The sequence below is a fragment of the Micromonospora coxensis genome (assembly GCF_900090295.1).
GTDB lineage: Bacteria > Actinomycetota > Actinomycetes > Mycobacteriales > Micromonosporaceae > Micromonospora > Micromonospora coxensis.
The window spans coordinates 5,500,425-5,517,179 of sequence record NZ_LT607753.1; the positions used below are offsets into that span (position 1 = coordinate 5,500,425).

The following is a 16,755-nucleotide window of genomic DNA, read 5'->3' on the forward strand; positions in this document are numbered from 1 at the left end:
CCCGGCCCGGGTCCGCGCGACGCGACGTGTCGTCGTCGATGGTGGACCCGCGCGGTTTGGCCCGTAAACGACGCCGATACCCACCCGTCGCCTCGATGTCCACTCACGTTAAGGTCGCAGGTGCTGCGGGTGGCCGGTAGGGCTCGGGCCGCCGCCGTGACAGACTGTGATGTGGGAGTTCAACCATGGGACGAGTCCGTCCGGTCGGCCTACGGCGCCGGCGGATCCGCCCGCTCCCGCGACGGTCACTGGGCGTGATGGCCGGGCGGACCGGCCGCCACGCGTGCACACGCGTCGGGTGATGACGTGAGGACCACGGGCCCGGCCCGTCATCGATCTCGTAGGGAGCGTACTCGTTGTTCGGCACGTTGACTGGACGCATCGGCACGGCCGCCCGCGGCGCGCTGCTGGTGCTGTCCTACCTGGTCATGCTCCTCGCGGGCACCTTCGGCTGGGTGCCCGTCTTCGCCGTGGCCGGGCTGGCCGCCGTCGTCGGCGAGTACGCCCTCACCCGGTGGTCGCCGCAGTCGGACCTGCTGCTGGAGAAGGTCGGCCTCAACAGCGGCTACCGGCAGCTCAGCCGCGACCTCGCCACCGTGCTGCTGGTCGCCGCCACGGTGCCGCTCACCTCGGTCGAGCTGACCTGGCTGCTGCTCCTGCCCGCGGCGGTCTGGGTGGCCGCGGTCTTCGGCGGCGCGCTGAACACGATGATCGACCGGCGTAACCCGCTCTCCGCGCTGGTGCGCAACATCGAGCTGGGCCCGGTCCGGTCCGCCCCGCGCCCCCCGCGGTGGGCGTCGGAGAACGCCGGTGTGCGGATGGCCGTGATCAACGTGCTGCTCATCCCGGCCGCCGTGGTGTCGGCCGTCCAGGAGGACGTCGCCCCGGTCCTGGCCGTCGGTGCGGTCGCGGTCGCCGTCGCGGCGGTGGTCGGCGCGATCATCGTGCTGACCTGGCTGCGCGGCCGGGGCACCGGCGCCGACAAGGACCAGCTGCTGACCCAGGTGCAGCGCTGGCTCGACAGCTACCGCCCCGAGGTGGCGCTCTACTTCGCCGGCCCCGCCAAGGACGTCTACCAGGCCAACATGTGGCTCGCTCCGACGGAGGCGCTCCAGCAGCGGGCCGTCGTGCTGATGCGCAGCAAGGAGGCGTTCCTGGAGCTGGCCGACACCCGGCTGCCGGTCATCTGCGTACCGGCCGGCGTGGACTTCATGAACCTGGAGCTGGGCAGCGTCCGCACCGCCCTCTACGCCGCCAACGTCGGGGCGAACATCCACATGCTGCGCGAGCCGGGCATGAAGCACGTCTTCGTCGGCCACGGCGACAGCGACAAGCAGGCCAGCGTCAACCCGTACAGCAAGGTCTACGACGAGGTGTGGGTCGCCGGCCTGGCCGGGCGGGAGCGCTACGCCCGCGCCGGGGTGGGCGTCCGCGACGAGGACATCGTCGAGATCGGACGCCCGCAGCTCGCCGGCGTGCACACCTTCGGCGCGGAGTCCGTCCAGCGGCCGTTCACCGTCCTGTACGCCCCCACCTGGGAGGGCTGGCTGGACGACGACCCGTACCACACCTCGCTGGTGCTGATGGGGGAGCGGATCGTCAAGGGCCTGCTCACCACCTCGCCGGCGATACGGCTGATCTACAAGCCGCACCCGCTGACCGGCTCCCGGTCCAAGCAGGCCAAGGCCGTGCACGAGCGGCTGGTGGCGCTGATCCGGGCGGCCGGCGGCGATACCGAGGCGACCACCCTCGACGGGCCCGGCCACCGGGTGGTCACCGGCCGCGTCCCGGCCCTGTTCGACTGCTTCAACCAGACCGACCTGCTGATCAGCGACGTCTCCAGCGTCGTGTCCGACTTCGTGCAGAGCCAGCGGCCGTACGTGGTGGCCAACCCGAGCGGCCTGCCGGAGGACGAGTTCCGGCGGGACTTCCCCACCTCGCGGGCGGCGTACCTGCTCTCGGTGGACTGCGGCGAGCTGGAGAAGATCCTCGCGCTGACCCGGGCCGGCGACGACCCGATGACCGAGGCCCGGCGCGAGCTGAAGACGTACCTGCTCGGCCCGGCCGAGGCGAACCCGATGGAACGCTTCCAGGAGGAGATCGCGCGGCTCTGCCGCTGACCCACGGCACCGTGGCGGGCCCGGGACGACACCGCGTCGTCCCGGGCCCGCGCGCGTCGGCCGGTCAGCCGAGCAGGTCGGCGACCGCGTCCGCGACCGGCACGTCGGCCGGCAGCTCGTGCGCCCCGACGACCGCCTCGACCGGCAGCGACCCGTACAGGTGGGGAAAGAGCGCGCCGCCCCGGGACGGCTCCCAGCGCAGGTCGTCACCGAGACGCTCGGGGTCGACGGCGAGCAGGACCAGCCCGGTGGCGCCCGCGTAGTGCCGTCGCGCGGTCTCCACGATCTGGTCGCGCGCCGACAGGTGGACGAACCCGTCCTGGCGGTCCAGGGCCGACGGCGGCACCTCGTGCCCGGTCGCCACCCGGGCCCAGTCCGCGATCGGCACCAGCTTGTAGATCATGACGGCAGCCTACGATCCGTCCCCGACGTCCGGGCCGGCTCGCCCGATCCGCCCCCGCCGGGCGTCCGCGCCGGGCCGGGCCTCCCGCCGCTCGCGCTCTTCTGCCACCATTCGCACGTCATCCGTACGACGAAAGGGAGTCACCGGTGCGCATCCTGCTGGTCGAGGACGACCGACGGGTGGCCGCCGCCCTCTCCTCGGCGCTGACCCGGCGCGGGTACGAGGTCGAGCACGCCGCCACCGTCGCCGCCGCCCTCTCCGCCGCCCCGTGCGACCTGGTGCTGCTGGACCTGACCCTGCCCGACGGCGACGGCACCGACGTCTGCCGGGAGCTGCGCCGGCGCAGTCCACAGCTCGGCATCATCGCGGTGACCGCCCGGGGCGAGGAACGGGACCGCGTCCTCGGGCTGCGCCTCGGCGCCGACGACTACGTGGTGAAGCCGTTCTCCATGGTCGAGCTGCAGGCGCGGATAGAGGCGGTGCTGCGCCGGGCGGCGCACACCGTGCCGGCGCGGAGCCTGATCGAGGCCGGGCCGGTGCGCATCGACGCCGCCGCCCGTACGGTCACCGTCGACGGACGGGCGGTGGCGCTGACCCGCAAGGAGTTCGACATCCTGCTCTCCCTGGCCCGCCAACCCGGCGTCGCGGTGCCCCGCGACCGGATCCTGCTCGACGTCTGGGGGACGACCTGGGCCGACCGGCACACCGTCGAGGTGCACGTCGGCTCGCTGCGCGGCAAGCTGGGCGACCCGCGCCTGGTGGAGACGGTCCGCGGGGTCGGCTACCGGCTCCGCGGCGAGTGAGGGGCCCCCGGTGCGCCGTCGACTGGTCATCAGCTACCTGCTGCTGATGGTGCTGGTGCTCATGGCGTTGGAGACGCCGCTCGCGGCGACCCTCGCCTCGCGGGAGACCGACCGGGTCCGCGCCGACCGGCTCGCCGACGCGACCCGGTTCGCCTCGTTGGCCGGTCCGGCGCTGCGCGGCAACGTGCCCGGCCCGCTCAGCGGTGAACTCGCCGCCTACGACGAGCTGTACGGCATCGGCGCGGCCGTGGTCGACCGGGACGGGCGCACCGTCGTGGTGTCGCCGGCCTGGCGGACCGGCCCGGGCACCGAGGCGGCGTTGGAGACCGCCCTGGCCGGCCAGCAGTTCAGCGCCCCCGAGTCGGTCTGGCCGTGGGTGGACGGGCCGTTGGTGGTGGCGGTGCCGATCAACGACGGCGGTGAGGTGCTCGGCGCGGTGGTCACCGCCACCCCGGCGGACAAGGTCCGGCGCACCGTCACGGCCTGGTGGCTGCTGCTGGCCGTCATCGGGCTGATCGCCGTGCTGGCCTGCGTCTCCACCGCGTTCGGGCTGGCCGGCTGGGTGCTGCGCCCGGTGACCGAGCTGGACGCGGTCACCCACGAGATCGCCGAGGGGGACCGGGGCGCGCGGGTGCAGCACCAGCTCGGCCCGCCCGAGCTGCGCCGGCTCGCGGCCAGCTTCAACCACATGGCCGACGTGGTCTCCGACGTGATGGACCGGCAGCGCGCCTTCGTGGCGCACGCCAGCCACCAGCTGCGCAACCCGCTGACCGCGCTGCGGCTGCGGGTGGAGGAGCTGGGGTTGAGCCTGACCGACCCGGAGGGCCGGGCCGAGCACCGGCTGGCGTTGGAGGAGACCGACCGGCTGGCCCTGGTGCTCGACGCGCTGCTCACCCTGGCCCGCGCCGAGCGGGAGGAGAACGAACGGGTCACCGTCGACGCGGCGGCGCTCGCCGCCTCCCGGGTCGCCGCGTGGCAGCCACTGGCCCGGCACCGCGCGGTGACGCTCCGGCTGCACGCCGACGGCCCGGCGTACGCCCGGACCGTGCCCACCGCCGTCGACCAGGCCCTCGACGCGCTGATCGACAACGCGGTCAAGTTCAGCGGCGACCAGGGCGAGGTGACGGTGACCGTCCGGCAGGTCGACGGCGGCACCGCCCTCCAGGTGCGCGACACCGGCCCCGGCATGACCCCGGACCAGCTCGACCAGGCCACCGAGCGGTTCTGGCGGGCGCCGGACGCGCAGAACGTCGAGGGGGCCGGGCTGGGGCTGACCATCGTGGCGGTGCTGGTCGACGCCTCGGACGGGCGGCTCACCATGCGCGCGGGCGACCCGCGTGGCCTGGTCGCCGAGGTGTGGTTCCCGGCCCCCGGCGCCGGCACGGCGGACGCCGGACCGGCCGTCTCCGCCGGCCCGCCGCCGTCCGACGCCGCCCCGGTCGGTACGACGCCGGCCGACGGCGACGATCCGGACCGGACGGGGACGGCGGCGGCCGGGGTGGTCGTCCCGGCCACGCGAGCGGGCGGGGACGGCGCCGTCAGGGCTTGACCGAGCGGTACCACTGCGCGGCACCCGGGTGCAGCGGCAGCGGCGCGGTGGCGATCGCCGAGCGGGGGCTCATCCGCCCGGCGGCGGGGTGCGCCGCCGCCAGCTCCGCCCGGCGTTCCATCAGCAGCCGGGTCACCTCCCGCACCAACCGGTCCGGCAGGTCGGCGCGGACGGTCAGGTAGTTCGGGTTCGCCACCGTGGTCACCGGGTCCACCTCGTACACCGAGCGGGGGATGTCCCGCGACACGTACACCTCGCGGTAGCTGCGCCGCAGCGGCTCGGTCCACTCGCCGAGGTCGACGATCCGGGTGGCCGAGTCGTCGGCCAGCCCGTCCACCGCGCCCACCGGCAGGCCGCCGGAGAAGAAGAACGCGTCGATGCGGCCCTCGCGCAGCGCCGCGACCGAGTCGTCGAGGCCGAGGTGCTGCTGGCGCACCCGGTCGCCGCCGAGCCGGGCCACCTCCAGCAGCCGGGTCGCGGTGACCTCGGTGCCGGAGCCGGGCGCGCCCACCGAGACCCGACGACCGCGCAGGTCGGCGACCGTCCGCACGGGTCCGCCGGCGGTGGTGACCAGGTGCAGCAGGTCGTCGTAGACCCGGGCCACCGCGAGGACCGACGGCCGCGACGCCGGGCCGGTGGGCAGCACGTCGGCCTGGGTGAAGCCCAGCTCGGCCTGACCGGCGCCGACCAGGCGCATGTTCTCCGCCGAGGCCGCGGTGACCACCACGCTGGCCCGCACGCCGGGCAGCTCACGGTTGAGGATGGCGGCCAGCGACTGCCCGAACGCGTGGTACACCGCGGTCGGGCTGCCGGTGGCGATCCGGATCACCACCGGCTCGGCGGGGGACTCGCGGCAGCCGGCGAGCCCGGCCGCCGCCAGGACCAGCAGCATCAACAGCGCGGACGGGGCGGCGACGCGCCGCCGGCCGGGGGCGGACCAGCATCGGCTCACGGGCAGCACTCTGCGCCGTGCACCGCCCCCGGCGCAACCTCGGACCGGCTCCGGGGCCGTGGAGTGCCGGCTCAGGCGATCGGGCGGGCGGGGGCCAGGGCGGCGCGATCCATGATCTTGCGGCGGTCCGGGCCGTCGGCGACGCTCACCACGAAGCAGCCGGCCCCCGGGCGCAGCAGGGCGGGCACCTCCAGCAGCGCGGCCCCGCGCACCAGCACGGCGGCCAGTTCCCGGTCGGTGAGCCGGACGCCGAGGATGTGCCGGCGTACGTGCCGCCCACCGGCGAGCAGCGCGGAACGCCAGGCCGCCGCGGCGAGCCGGCACCGCCAGGCCGCCCGGGCGCTCGACGCGCCGGGCACCGGGCCGCCCAGCAGCTCGCGGCGGCCCCGCCGCCACCCCGACTCGCACAGCTCGGCGTACGTCGCCCGGTGCTCGCCGGGCACGTGCAGCCGGTGCAGCTCGTAGCGGCGACGCAGGCCACCACTGACCACCTCGTGCTCCACCGGCACGTCGAGCCGGGTCAGCAACTGCCGCAGCCGCAGCGCGGCCTCCGGCCGGTTGAACTCCGCCACCGGCCGGTACGGCTCGGCCGGGCCGTGACCGGCGGCGGGCGGGGGCGTGCAGCGGACCAGACAGGCCACCTCGAACGCGTCGCCCAGGGTCAGCCAGTCCATCGGCGGCGGGGGCGACGACAGGCGGGGCCGGTCGAGCAGGGTGGTGTGCGGGGGCATCGACCGCTCCTTCGTCGGCTCGGGGTCCCCATACCGTCACCCGCCGGCCGGCCCGGTTCCACTGATCCGGCCGAGCCTTGAGGAAATCTTGCGGCTGGCCTACAGCGCGGTCACCACCACGTCGAGCTGCCGGGGCCGGCCGGGCGTCGCCGGCTGCTCCTCGACCGTGTACGTGAGGTCACGCAGCGCGGTGACCAGTCCGGCGGCGCTGCGCGGCCGAGCCCCGGCCAGCAGCAGGTCGCGCACCAGCCGGCCCTTGGTGGCCTTGTTGAAGTGGCTGACCACGGTCCGGGTCACCCGGCCGTCACTCTCCCGCTCGTGCAGCACCCGCACGGTCACCGTCCGCCCGGCCCGCTCGCCCCGGGGCGTCCAGGTGGCGGCGTACGCGCCGGAGCGCAGGTCCAGCACCAGGCCGTCGCCGGCCGCCGCGTCCATCGCCGGGGCAAGCGCCCGCCGCCAGTACGCCGACAGCGCGCCCACCCGCGGCAGCCGCGCCCCGATCGGGCAGCGGTACGGCGGGATGCGGTCGGCGAGGCGTACCGCGCCCCACAGGCCGGAGCTGATCAGCACCGAGCGGCGGGCCGCCCGCAGCGCCGGGGCGGGCAGCGTGGCCAGGTCCAGCGCCTCGTAGAGCACCCCGGTGTAGACCTGCCCGGCCGGTGCGGTGGCGGCCCGGTCCAGCCGCGCGTTGCGGGCCAGCTCGCCCCGCTGGCCGGCGCTGAGCCCGAGCGCGTCCAGCGCCGCCGCCTCGTCACCGCCGGCGCTGAGCGCCATCAGCGCGGCCAGCACCTCCTCCCGGGCGGGGTTCAGCTCGGGCAGGGAGAGCCTGGCGAGGTCGAGCCGACGGCCGGCGCCGGCGTCGGCCTTGCCCTCGGAGGGTGGCAGCAGGATGAGCACGAGGGCAGCGTACGGGCCGGTCTCAGCGCCACGGCCGCACGGCGCTCGGCGGGTGGTACACGCGATACCCGGCCACCTCGACCAGCCGGGCGGCGTCCGCGCCGGCACCGAGCAACCGGCGCAGCCGGCGCTCCGCCGGGGAGCCCACCGGCAGCACGTACCCGGGGCGCTCCGCCCGCCCCACCTGCTGCCAGTACGGCCGGTAGCGGTTCTGCCCGGGGGTGAGGGCGTCGTCGAGCACCGCGCAGATCACCCGCTCGCCGGTGTCGAAGGTGAGCCGGTTGCAGGTCCAGTAGTCCCCGTACACCTCGCGCAGGCCGGTGGCCCGGACGGCGGCGGCCAGCTCCACGGCCCGGCGCTGGTCGGCGCGGGTCGCGTCGAGGCCGGTGACGAAGAGCCCGGTGGCCACCACGGCGGTGGCGGCGAGCCCGGCGAGCACGGCGGTGGCGGCCGCCCCGGCCAGCCGCCCGAGGGCCCCGACCGTGCCCCGCCAGCAGGCCACGGCCGCCACCCAGAGCGGCCAGAGCACCGCCGGCAGCGAGATCTGCAGCACCGACAGGTAGCGGGCGTTGCCCAGCGGGTCGGTCGCGGCGAGCGGGCTGCGCACGTACGCGATCAGGGTCAGCGCCGCGCCGGCGACCAGGGTGAGCTGCGCGACCGGCCGGACCCGCTCGGCGGTCGGCCGGCCCGCCGCGCGGCGGTACGCGAGCAGCGCGAGCAGCGCGGCGGCCACCAGCAGCACCGGGTACAGCAGGCCGAACCACTCCTGCCAGCGGGCGCAGCCGGTCACCGGGCAGAGCCCGGAGGCCAGCGGCACCCCCTCCAGCAGCCCACCGCCGAGGCGCTGCGACCACGGCGGCGCCGGACCGGCCCCGGCGCTGATCTCCCGCAGCACCGACAGCGAGTCCTCGCCGGGCGGCGCGCGCAGATTGTCCCAGATCATCGGCGCGGCCCCCACCACGAAGCCGGCCACCAGCAGCAGCCCGGACCAGCCGAGCAGCTCCCGCCGGGTCGCGTAGAGCAGCAGCAGCCCCGCCACCGCCAGGTACGGCACGATCAGCCAGTCCGACCAGAGGGCGAACCCGGCGAGCAGCCCGGCCAGGCCGATCGCGGCCCGGCGGTGGGCCACCCGGCGCTCGGCCAACCCCACCGCGATCAGCAGCATCGCCAGCACCGCCGGTTTCACCTCGGGCCGCCCGCCGACCACGGTGAGCTGGTCGCGCACCACCCGCTCGGTGCCCAGGGCGAGCAGGCCCACCACGAAGGCGGCGAGCCACGGTGAGAAGAGCCGGCGGGTCAGCCGGTACGACAGCCAGAGGAACAGGGCGTAGAGCGCCAGCAGGGGCAGCCGCAGCACCGGCCAGCTCGGCCCGGCCAGCGCCACCAGCGGGGCGGCCAGGTACGACTCCGCCATCCCCATGTAGTGCTGCCCGTACAGGAAGACCGGCCGTTCCCGGCCGTCGGCGATGTGCAACGCGGCCAGCCCGAAGGTGGCCTCGTCGCTGTTGCCGTTGGGGACGGTGAGCAGGGTCAGGACCAGCCGGTAGCCCACCCCGGCCAGGCCGAGCAGCAGCGCGACCAGCGCGGGCGGGTCGAGCCGCGCGCGGTGCTGCGGTGCAGGTGTCGACACGACCAACGCCCCCGTCGCCGTCTGGACCGGAGTGTTTCACGCCGCACCGGGCACCCGTGGTCGATCCCACGACTCCTCGCGTGGCCGGTTCCGCCGGGGTGTGGCAGGGTTGCTCTGTGCCACCCACTCCCGCAGGCCAGCTGGCCGTACCGAACCTGCACCGGGCAGCGCGGATCGAGGACGCCGTGCACCAGCTGGTGGAGCGCCGGCTGCGGCGCACCGGGTGGCAGATGAACATCATCGCGTACGCCGGATACGGCGCGCCCGGTTGGGCCCGGGTGCTGTGCCGGGTGCTGCTCGGCCGCCCGGACACCCGGCAGCGCGGCCGGCTGGAGAAGGTACGCGGCTGGCGCAGCTTCACCACCCTGCCGGCCAAGCACGTCACCGTGACGATCGAGGCGGGCGGCGTGGTCCACGAGGCCCAGGCCGACCGCAGCGGCTTCGTCGACACCGTCATCGAGGGCGACTTCACCCCCGGCTGGTCCTCGGTACGCCTCAGCGTCGCCGACGCCGAACCGGCGGAGGCCCTGGTCCGCGTCCTCGACCCGGACGTCCGGTTCGGCATCCTCTCCGACATCGACGACACGGTCATGGTGACCGCGCTGCCCCGGCCCCTGCTGGCCGCGTGGAACACGTTCGTCCTCGACGAGCACGCCCGCGCGGCGGTGCCCGGCATGGCGGTGCTCTACGAGCGGCTGGCCACCGCCCATCCGGGCGCCCCGGTCTTCTACCTGTCCACCGGCGCGTGGAACGTCGCGCCGACGCTGACCCGGTTCCTGTCCCGGCACCTCTACCCGGCCGGTCCGCTGCTGCTCACCGACTGGGGGCCGACGGCCGACCGGTGGTTCCGCAGCGGCCGGGAGCACAAGCGGGCCACCCTGGCCCGGCTGGCGAAGGAGTTCCCGGAGGTCCGCTGGCTGCTGATCGGCGACGACGGGCAGCACGACCAGGAGATCTACCGCGAGTTCGCCGCCGCCCACCCGGAGAACGTCGCCGGGGTGGCGATCCGCCGCCTCTCGCCCACCCAGTCGGTGCTCGCGGGTGGCCTGCCCGCCCCGGCCGGGCAGTCCTCGACCGGGCCGGTGGGGCAGAAGTGGCTCTCCGCGCCGGACGGCGCCGGACTGTGGAAGCTGATGCGGGACGCGGGCCTGGTCTGAGGTACGACCCGACCCGCGCCCCACTCCCGTCGGGTCAGCCGGTCCGCGAACCGGTCAGCGCGCCGTCGCCGGTGTCCGTTTCCGCGCCGTCCGCTCCTGTGCCGGCCCTGTTCGCGCCGGACCCGTTCGCGCCCGCGCCGTTCGCTCCTGCGTCGTCCCCGTTCGCACCCGCGCCGTTCGCTCCTGCGTCGTCCCCGTTCGCGTCCGCGCCGGGGGCCTTCGCGCCCGCGCCGGCGGCGTCGCCGCAGCCCGGGACCCTCGGGTCGGCGACCCGGTAGACCGAGCCGTCCCCGGCTCCGCTGCCCTCCGCTCCGGCCATGCCCGCCCCGCCCGGTGCCGTTTCCGCTCCGGGGGCGACATCGTCCTGACCCTGCTGCCCGCTCTGGCCCGGTGCCGCATCCTGACCCGGCGCGCCGTCGTGACCCGGCCCGGCGGTCGGATCCTGTCCGGCGTCCTGGCCCTGTCCGGCGTCCTGTCCTTGCCCGGCGTCTTGGCCCTGTCCGGCGTCCTGGCCCTGTCCGGCATCCTGTCCTTGCCCGGCGTCCTGTCCTTGCCCGGCTTCCTGGCCCTGGGCGGGGTCCGGCTCCTGGGTGGCGTTCCTGTCCTGCGCGCGCTGGTCGCGGGCAGCCTGGCGGGCCTCGCGCACCTGCTGGGCGATCGCCCGGAGCTGCTGGATCCGCGCCCGGATCTGCTGGAGCCGCTCCGCGAGTCGGCCGTTGGCCCCGCCGACCTGGCCCTGGTCCGCGCCGCCTGCCTGCGCCCCACCCGCCTGGTCCGCACCGCCCGGCTGACCCGCCGCGTCCTGCTGCCCCGCGCCCGCCTGGTCGGAACCTTGATCCGCGCCGCCCTGCTGGCCTGCGCCCGCCTGGTCTGCGCCCTGCTGGCCTGCGCCCACCTGCTCCGCGCCTGCCTGCGCTGCGCCGGATCCATCGGCCCCGGCCTGGTCGGCCTGCTGCTGGCCTGTGCCCTGCTGCTGGCTCGCCCCCCGCTGGCGGGCCGCCTCGACGATGCCGGCGATCTGCCCGATCAGGCCACCGACGGCGGCGATGATGCCGGCCGCCCGACCCGCGCCACCACCGGCTGCCGCGCCACCACCCGCGGCCGCGCCGCCGTTCGCGCCGCCGGCGTTGGCCGCGCCGCCCCCGGCGGCCGCTGCGCCCTGGGCCTGGCGCGCACCCTGGACGATGTCGCGGATCCCGCCGAAGATCCCACCGAGCCGCTTCACCCGGGCCTCGGTCAGTTGCGGATCGGTGAGCCGGCCGTTGCGCTCGCCGCGCATCTGCTCGGTGACCGCCCAGGCCTGGTCGAGCCGGGCCGCCATGGCGTCCTCCCACGGCACCGTCGGGCACAACGCGCCGGCGACGTCGACCCGCCCGGAGCAGCCGGCCGCCGCCCGGCGCTGCTGGATCTGGTCGACCACGGCCTGCCGGTTGGCGATCCGGGCCGGCGAGTTGGCGTCCGGGTCCTGCCGCTGGCCGGCGATGAAGGTCAGGTTGTTGCGCAGGGCGGCGTCCAGGCCCTGGCAGTTCTCCGATGCCTGACCGGTCCCGGTCGCGACCGCGAACGCCGCCGCGGCGGTGACCGCGAGCGCGACCCCGCCGGCGACTCTGCGCTGACGGGACGACCCCGTCACCCTGCGACTCCTGGTTGTGCCCCTGCTCCACGCCATCGAAGCTCCTCCGCCTCGTACGTCACGGGTGTCCGGCATCCGGTCGGGGGTACGCGCGGACGTCGGACAGGGTTCACACCGGTGCGCGGTGAGGGCACCCATGTCACCGGAGAGTGACCAGTGGCGGGCATTTCAGCTACGGTGCGCAGCACGCCTCCGGCGGCCGTCGGGTCGACGGAGTGGGCCGCCGATGGTGGGGAGCGCTGAACGGCGTCGCTCGCTGTGGCCGTTGGACGCCGCCGGCTGGCCCATCCGGAGCCGTCTCGTCTGCCGTTCCGTGACGCACGGTATCGATGGACGTGTGTCACCGTGCGTTACGGCCACGATTCGGCGCGGTGGGGTGTGCCGTTCCCTTTGCTCTGCTGCCACGGACGCGACACCGCGCTGAGCTGCGGCTTCGCTTCGTGCGCGTTGGTGTGGGTCGGACAGGTCGGCTACTTCGTGCGACCGGTGCGTCCGTGGCAGCAGAGCAAAGGCGGCGAACAGCAGAGTGGGGGTGTCCGGCGGAAACTACTGCTGGTGACGGGCTCACCGCCGCCCGAGCTGTCCCGTCGATCGGCGGGCTGCGCCGTCGAGGCGGCCACATGCCGGGCGTGCTCCGACAGGTGCACGTGCAGCGACGCGCGACGTGAGCGCCACGCGGGCCGGTGAGCGGCGTCAGTCGCGGCGGAGCCAGAGCACACCGAGCGGCGGCACCCGCAGCGAGGCCGACGCGGGCAGCCCGTGCCACGGCACGTCCTGCGCGTGCACCGCGCCCAGGTTCCCCACCCCGGATCCGCCGTAGTGGTGCGCGTCGGTGTTGATCACCTCGGTCCAGGTGCCGCCGGCCGGCAGCCCCACCCGGTAGTCCTCCAAGGGGCGGGCGGAGAAGTTCGCCACGCAGACCAGGGTCGCCCCGTCAGGGGCGATCCGGACGAACGAGACGGAGTTGTTGGTGACGTCGTCCCCGGCGATCCACCGGAACCCGGCCGGCTCGGTGTCCTGCGCCCAGAGGGCGGGCGTGGCCCGGTAGGCGGCGTTGAGGTCGGCCACCAGCCGCTGCACCCCGGCCCGGGCAGGATCGTGCAGCAGGTACCAGTCCAGGCCCCGCTCCTCGCTCCACTCCCGGTCGTCGGCCAGCTCGCAGCCCATGAAGAGCAACTGCTTGCCCGGGTGCGCCCACATGTACGCCAGCAACGCCCGTACGTTGGCCAGCCGCTGCCAGGTGTCCCCGGGCATCTTGCCGGCGAGGGAGCCCTTGCCGTGCACCACCTCGTCGTGGCTGATCGGCAGCACGTAGTTCTCGCTCCAGGCGTACGCCAGGGAGAAGGTGAGCTGGTGGTGATGGTGCTGGCGGTAGATCGGGTCCTTCGAGGTGTAGAGCAGGGTGTCGTGCATCCAGCCCATGTTCCACTTGAACCCGAAGCCGAGCCCGCCGTCGGCGGTGGCGCGGGTCACCCCGGGCCAGGCGGTGGACTCCTCGGCGATCATCACCACCCCGGCGTGGTGCTTGTAGACGGTGGCGTTGACCTCCTGCATGAAGGCGATCGCCTCCATGTTCTCCCGGCCACCGTGCACGTTGGGCAGCCACTGCCCCTCCTGCCGGGAGTAGTCCAGGTAGAGCATCGAGGCCACCGCGTCGACCCGCAGGCCGTCGACGTGGAACTCCTCGCACCAGTAGAGCGCGTTGGCGACCAGGAAGTTGCGCACCTCCCGGCGACCGAAGTCGAAGACGTAGGTGCCCCAGTCGGGGTGTTCGCCCCGGCGCGGGTCGGGGTGCTCGTAGAGCGGGGTGCCGTCGAAGCGGGCCAGCGCCCACTCGTCCTTGGGGAAGTGCGCCGGCACCCAGTCGAGGATCACCCCGATCCCGGCGGCGTGCAGCCGGTCGACCAGGTGGCGGAACTCGTCCGGGTCGCCGAAGCGGGCGGTGGGCGCGTAGTAGCCGGTGACCTGGTAGCCCCAGGAGCCGCCGAACGGGTGCTCCATCACCGGCAGGAACTCCACGTGGGTGAAGCCCAGCTCGGTGACGTAGGCGGTGAGCTGCTCGGCCAGTTCGCGGTAGCCGAGGCCGGGCCGCCACGAGCCGAGGTGCACCTCGTAGACGCTCATCGGCTCCTGGTGCGGCTGCCGATTGGCCCGCCGCGCCAGCCAGTCGGCGTCGTGCCACTCGTACGTGGAATGGTGCACCACCGACGCGGTGGCCGGCGGCACCTCCGCGTACCCGGCCATGGGATCGGCCTTGTCCCGCCACCGCCCGTCGGCGCCCAGGATCCGGTACTTGTACCGGGCCCCGACCGGCACGTCCGGCACGAAGATCTCCCAGACCCCGGTGGAGCCCAGGCAGCGCATCGGCCAGCCGTCGTCCGCACCCCAGCCGGTGAAGTCGCCCACCACCCGCACCCCGCGCGCGTTGGGCGCCCACACCGAGAAGGCCACGCCCTCGTCGAAGACCCGCGCGCCGAGCGCCTCCCAGAGCCGTTCGTGGCGCCCCTCGCCGATCAGGTGCAGGTCGAGGTCCCCGAGGGTGGGCGGGTAGCGGTACGGATCGTCGGCGAGCCGGCCGTCGGCCTCGATCCGGTAGTCGAGGGCCTCGCCCGGCACCACCGCCTCGAAGACGCCGACGTCGTGCACCCGCTTCATCGGGTGCCGCTCGCCGTCGACGACCACGGCCACGTCGCCGGCGCCCCGCCGCATCGCGCGGATCGTCGTACGCCCGTCGGCGGGGTGCGCGCCGAGCAGGGCGTGCGGGTCGTACGTCTCGCCGGCGATCAGCTGGTCCATCGGTCCTCGTCCTTCGGGGCGGGAGCGGTCGGGGCGGTGCCGCCGGAGAGGTCTGCCGGCACGTCGGTCACGGTCAGCTCCGCCGGGGCGTTCCCGGCCGGCCCCGGCTCGCCCGCCGTCGGCCGGCGCAGGGTGAACACGTGCGCGGGCTGCAGATACGGGTCGAGGCGGACGGCGTTGCGCTGGCCCCACTCGTAGTTCGCGCCGGTCAGCTCGTCGTGCACGGTGAACCGGTCGTGCCAGTCGAGACCCAGCGCCGGCATGTCCAGGGTGGTGTTGCCCCACTGGACGGTGTGCGAGTCGAACGAGCAGACCACCAGGACCGTGTTGCCGGTGTCCGGGTCGTGCTTGGACCAGCACAGCAGCGCCGGGTTGTCGATGTCGTGGAAGCGCAGGTTGCGCAGTTGGTGCAGAGCGAGATTCTCCCGGCGGACCCGGTTGAGGGTGGCGATGAACGGGGCCAGGGAACGGCCCTGCTCCTGTGCGCCGGCCCAGTCGCGGGGACGCAGCTCGTACTTCTCGTTGTCCAGGTACTCCTCCGCGCCGGGGCGGGCGACGTGCTCGAAGAGCTCGTAGCCGGCGTACATGCCCCAGGAGGGGGAGAGCAGGGCGGCCAGCACCGCCCGGATCTTGAACATCGGCGGGCCGCCGTGCTGCAACGACTCGTGCAGGATGTCCGGCGTGTTCGGCCAGAAGTTCGGCCGCATGTAGTCCGCCGCCGCGACCAGCTCCTCGCAGTACGCCCGCATCTCCGCCGCCGACGTGCGCCAGGTGAAGTACGTGTACGACTGGGTGAAGCCGATCTTGCCGAGTCCGTGCATGATCGCCGGACGGGTGAACGCCTCGGCGAGGAAGAGCACGTCCGGGTCGACCTTCTTGACCTCGGAGATCAGCCAGTGCCAGAAGTCGAACGGCTTGGTGTGCGGGTTGTCCACCCGGAAGATCCGGATCCCCTCGCCCACCCAGTGCAGCACCACCCGCAGGACCTCGGCCCGGATGCCCTCGGGGTCGTTGTCGAAGTTCAGCGGGTAGATGTCCTGGTACTTCTTCGGCGGGTTCTCCGCGTACGCGATGCTGCCGTCGGCGCGGGTGGTGAACCACTCCGGGTGCTCGGTCACCCACGGGTGGTCCGGCGCGCACTGCAACGCCAGGTCCATCGCCACCTCCAGGCCCTGCTCGGCGGCGGCGGCGATGAAGTCGCGGAAGTCCTCCGGCGTACCCAGGTCGGGGTGGATGGCGTCGTGGCCGCCCTCGGCGGCGCCGATCGCCCACGGCGAGCCCACGTCGTCCGGCCCGGCGGTCAGCGAGTTGTTGCGGCCCTTGCGGTTGACCCGGCCGATCGGGTGGATCGGCGGCAGGTACAGCACGTCGAAGCCCATCGCGGCCACCCCGGGCAGCCGGTCCATGGCGGTGACGAAGGTGCCCGACTGCGCCGGGGCGTCGACCGTGGCCGGGATCGCGCCCTCGGAGCGGGGGAAGAACTCGTACCAGGCGGAGAAGAGCGCCCGGGGGCGGTCCACCCAGAGCCGGTGCTCCGCGCCGGTGGTGACCAGCTCCCGCACCGGGTGCGCCCAGAGCAGCCCGGCCAGCTCCAGCGCCGGGGCGACCCGCGCGGGCAGCGCCCGCCCGGTGTCGCGCAGCGCGGCCACCGCCGCCCGCACCCGCGCCACGTCGGCCGCCGGCACCAGCTCCAGGGCCTCGGTGAGCACCCGTGCGCCCTCGGCCAGGTCGTTGGCGAGGTCCTCCACACCCTGCCCGGCGGCGAGCTTCTTCGTCACCGCGTTCTGCCAGGTCAGGTACGGGTCTCCGAACGCCTCGACGGTGAAGACCCACTCGCCGACGGCGTCCGGGCGGATGGTGGCGTGCCAGCGGTCCTGGCCCGGCTCACCGGGGCGCATCCGGGTGAACGGGCGCGCCACGCCGTCCGGGCCCAGCCAGACCACGTTGCAGCCCAGCGCGTCGTGTCCCTCCCGGTACGCGCGGGCCGACACCGGGACCACCTCGCCGACCACCGCCTTGGCCGGGTAGCGACCGCAGGCGACGACGGGGGAGACGTCTTCGATCGGGAACCGTCCGCTCACGTC

11 protein-coding genes and 1 pseudogene are annotated in these 16,755 nt (G+C 74.7%); 4 read left to right on the forward strand and 8 right to left on the reverse strand.

The features are described 5' to 3' along the window. The first annotated feature begins 356 nt into the window (after positions 1-356). The gene (locus GA0070614_RS25100; protein WP_088978261.1) at positions 357-2,120 is read left to right on the forward strand and encodes a CDP-glycerol glycerophosphotransferase family protein; all 1,764 of its coding nucleotides are present in this window, start codon (positions 357-359) and stop codon (positions 2,118-2,120) included. Positions 2,121-2,184: 64 nt separating this feature from the next. Here GA0070614_RS25100 and GA0070614_RS25105 read toward each other — a convergent pair whose 3' ends face one another. Then, positions 2,185-2,523 (reverse strand): DUF952 domain-containing protein, encoded by a 339-nt coding sequence (locus tag GA0070614_RS25105; RefSeq protein ID WP_088978262.1) that lies wholly within the window; start codon positions 2,521-2,523, stop codon positions 2,185-2,187. 146 nt (positions 2,524-2,669) lie between these two features. Here GA0070614_RS25105 and GA0070614_RS25110 point away from each other — a divergent pair, with 146 nt between their 5' ends. After that, positions 2,670-3,326 (forward strand): response regulator transcription factor, encoded by a 657-nt coding sequence (locus tag GA0070614_RS25110; RefSeq protein WP_088978263.1) that lies wholly within the window; start codon positions 2,670-2,672, stop codon positions 3,324-3,326. Between the two features lie 10 nt (positions 3,327-3,336). Next, positions 3,337-4,740 (forward strand): annotated as a pseudogene (locus GA0070614_RS25115) (sensor histidine kinase); the annotation flags it as partial. Positions 4,741-4,864: 124 nt separating this feature from the next. Here GA0070614_RS25115 and GA0070614_RS25120 read toward each other — a convergent pair. The 4 genes from GA0070614_RS25120 to GA0070614_RS25135 form a co-directional block, all read right to left on the reverse strand. Next, on the reverse strand, positions 4,865-5,827 hold the full coding sequence (locus GA0070614_RS25120; RefSeq protein ID WP_408630710.1) for a TAXI family TRAP transporter solute-binding subunit: 963 nt from the start codon (positions 5,825-5,827) through the stop codon (positions 4,865-4,867). Between the two features lie 71 nt (positions 5,828-5,898). Next, positions 5,899-6,558, reverse strand: coding sequence for a hypothetical protein (locus GA0070614_RS25125; RefSeq protein ID WP_088978265.1), 660 nt, complete (start codon positions 6,556-6,558; stop codon positions 5,899-5,901). Between the two features lie 99 nt (positions 6,559-6,657). Continuing rightward, positions 6,658-7,455 (reverse strand): peroxide stress protein YaaA, encoded by a 798-nt coding sequence (gene yaaA, locus GA0070614_RS25130; protein WP_088978266.1) that lies wholly within the window; start codon positions 7,453-7,455, stop codon positions 6,658-6,660. A 22-nt stretch (positions 7,456-7,477) separates the two neighbouring features. After that, positions 7,478-9,085 (reverse strand): ArnT family glycosyltransferase, encoded by a 1,608-nt coding sequence (locus GA0070614_RS25135; protein ID WP_088978267.1) that lies wholly within the window; start codon positions 9,083-9,085, stop codon positions 7,478-7,480. Positions 9,086-9,201: 116 nt separating this feature from the next. Between GA0070614_RS25135 and GA0070614_RS25140 the strand changes: the two genes are divergently transcribed. Continuing rightward, the gene (locus tag GA0070614_RS25140; protein WP_088978268.1) at positions 9,202-10,242 is read left to right on the forward strand and encodes an App1 family protein; all 1,041 of its coding nucleotides are present in this window, start codon (positions 9,202-9,204) and stop codon (positions 10,240-10,242) included. Between the two features lie 34 nt (positions 10,243-10,276). Here the strand turns inward: GA0070614_RS25140 and GA0070614_RS30800 are convergent, their stop codons facing one another. From GA0070614_RS30800 to GA0070614_RS25155, 3 genes are all read right to left on the reverse strand, one after another. Continuing rightward, positions 10,277-11,875, reverse strand: coding sequence for a hypothetical protein (locus GA0070614_RS30800; RefSeq protein WP_157745084.1), 1,599 nt, complete (start codon positions 11,873-11,875; stop codon positions 10,277-10,279). Positions 11,876-12,568: 693 nt separating this feature from the next. Continuing rightward, on the reverse strand, positions 12,569-14,671 hold the full coding sequence (glgB, locus tag GA0070614_RS25150; protein ID WP_088978270.1) for a 1,4-alpha-glucan branching protein GlgB: 2,103 nt from the start codon (positions 14,669-14,671) through the stop codon (positions 12,569-12,571). Then, positions 14,659-16,752 (reverse strand): alpha-1,4-glucan--maltose-1-phosphate maltosyltransferase, encoded by a 2,094-nt coding sequence (locus tag GA0070614_RS25155; protein ID WP_088978271.1) that lies wholly within the window; start codon positions 16,750-16,752, stop codon positions 14,659-14,661. The genes glgB and GA0070614_RS25155 overlap by 13 nt, the downstream gene beginning before the upstream one ends. Positions 16,753-16,755 lie beyond the last annotated feature (3 nt).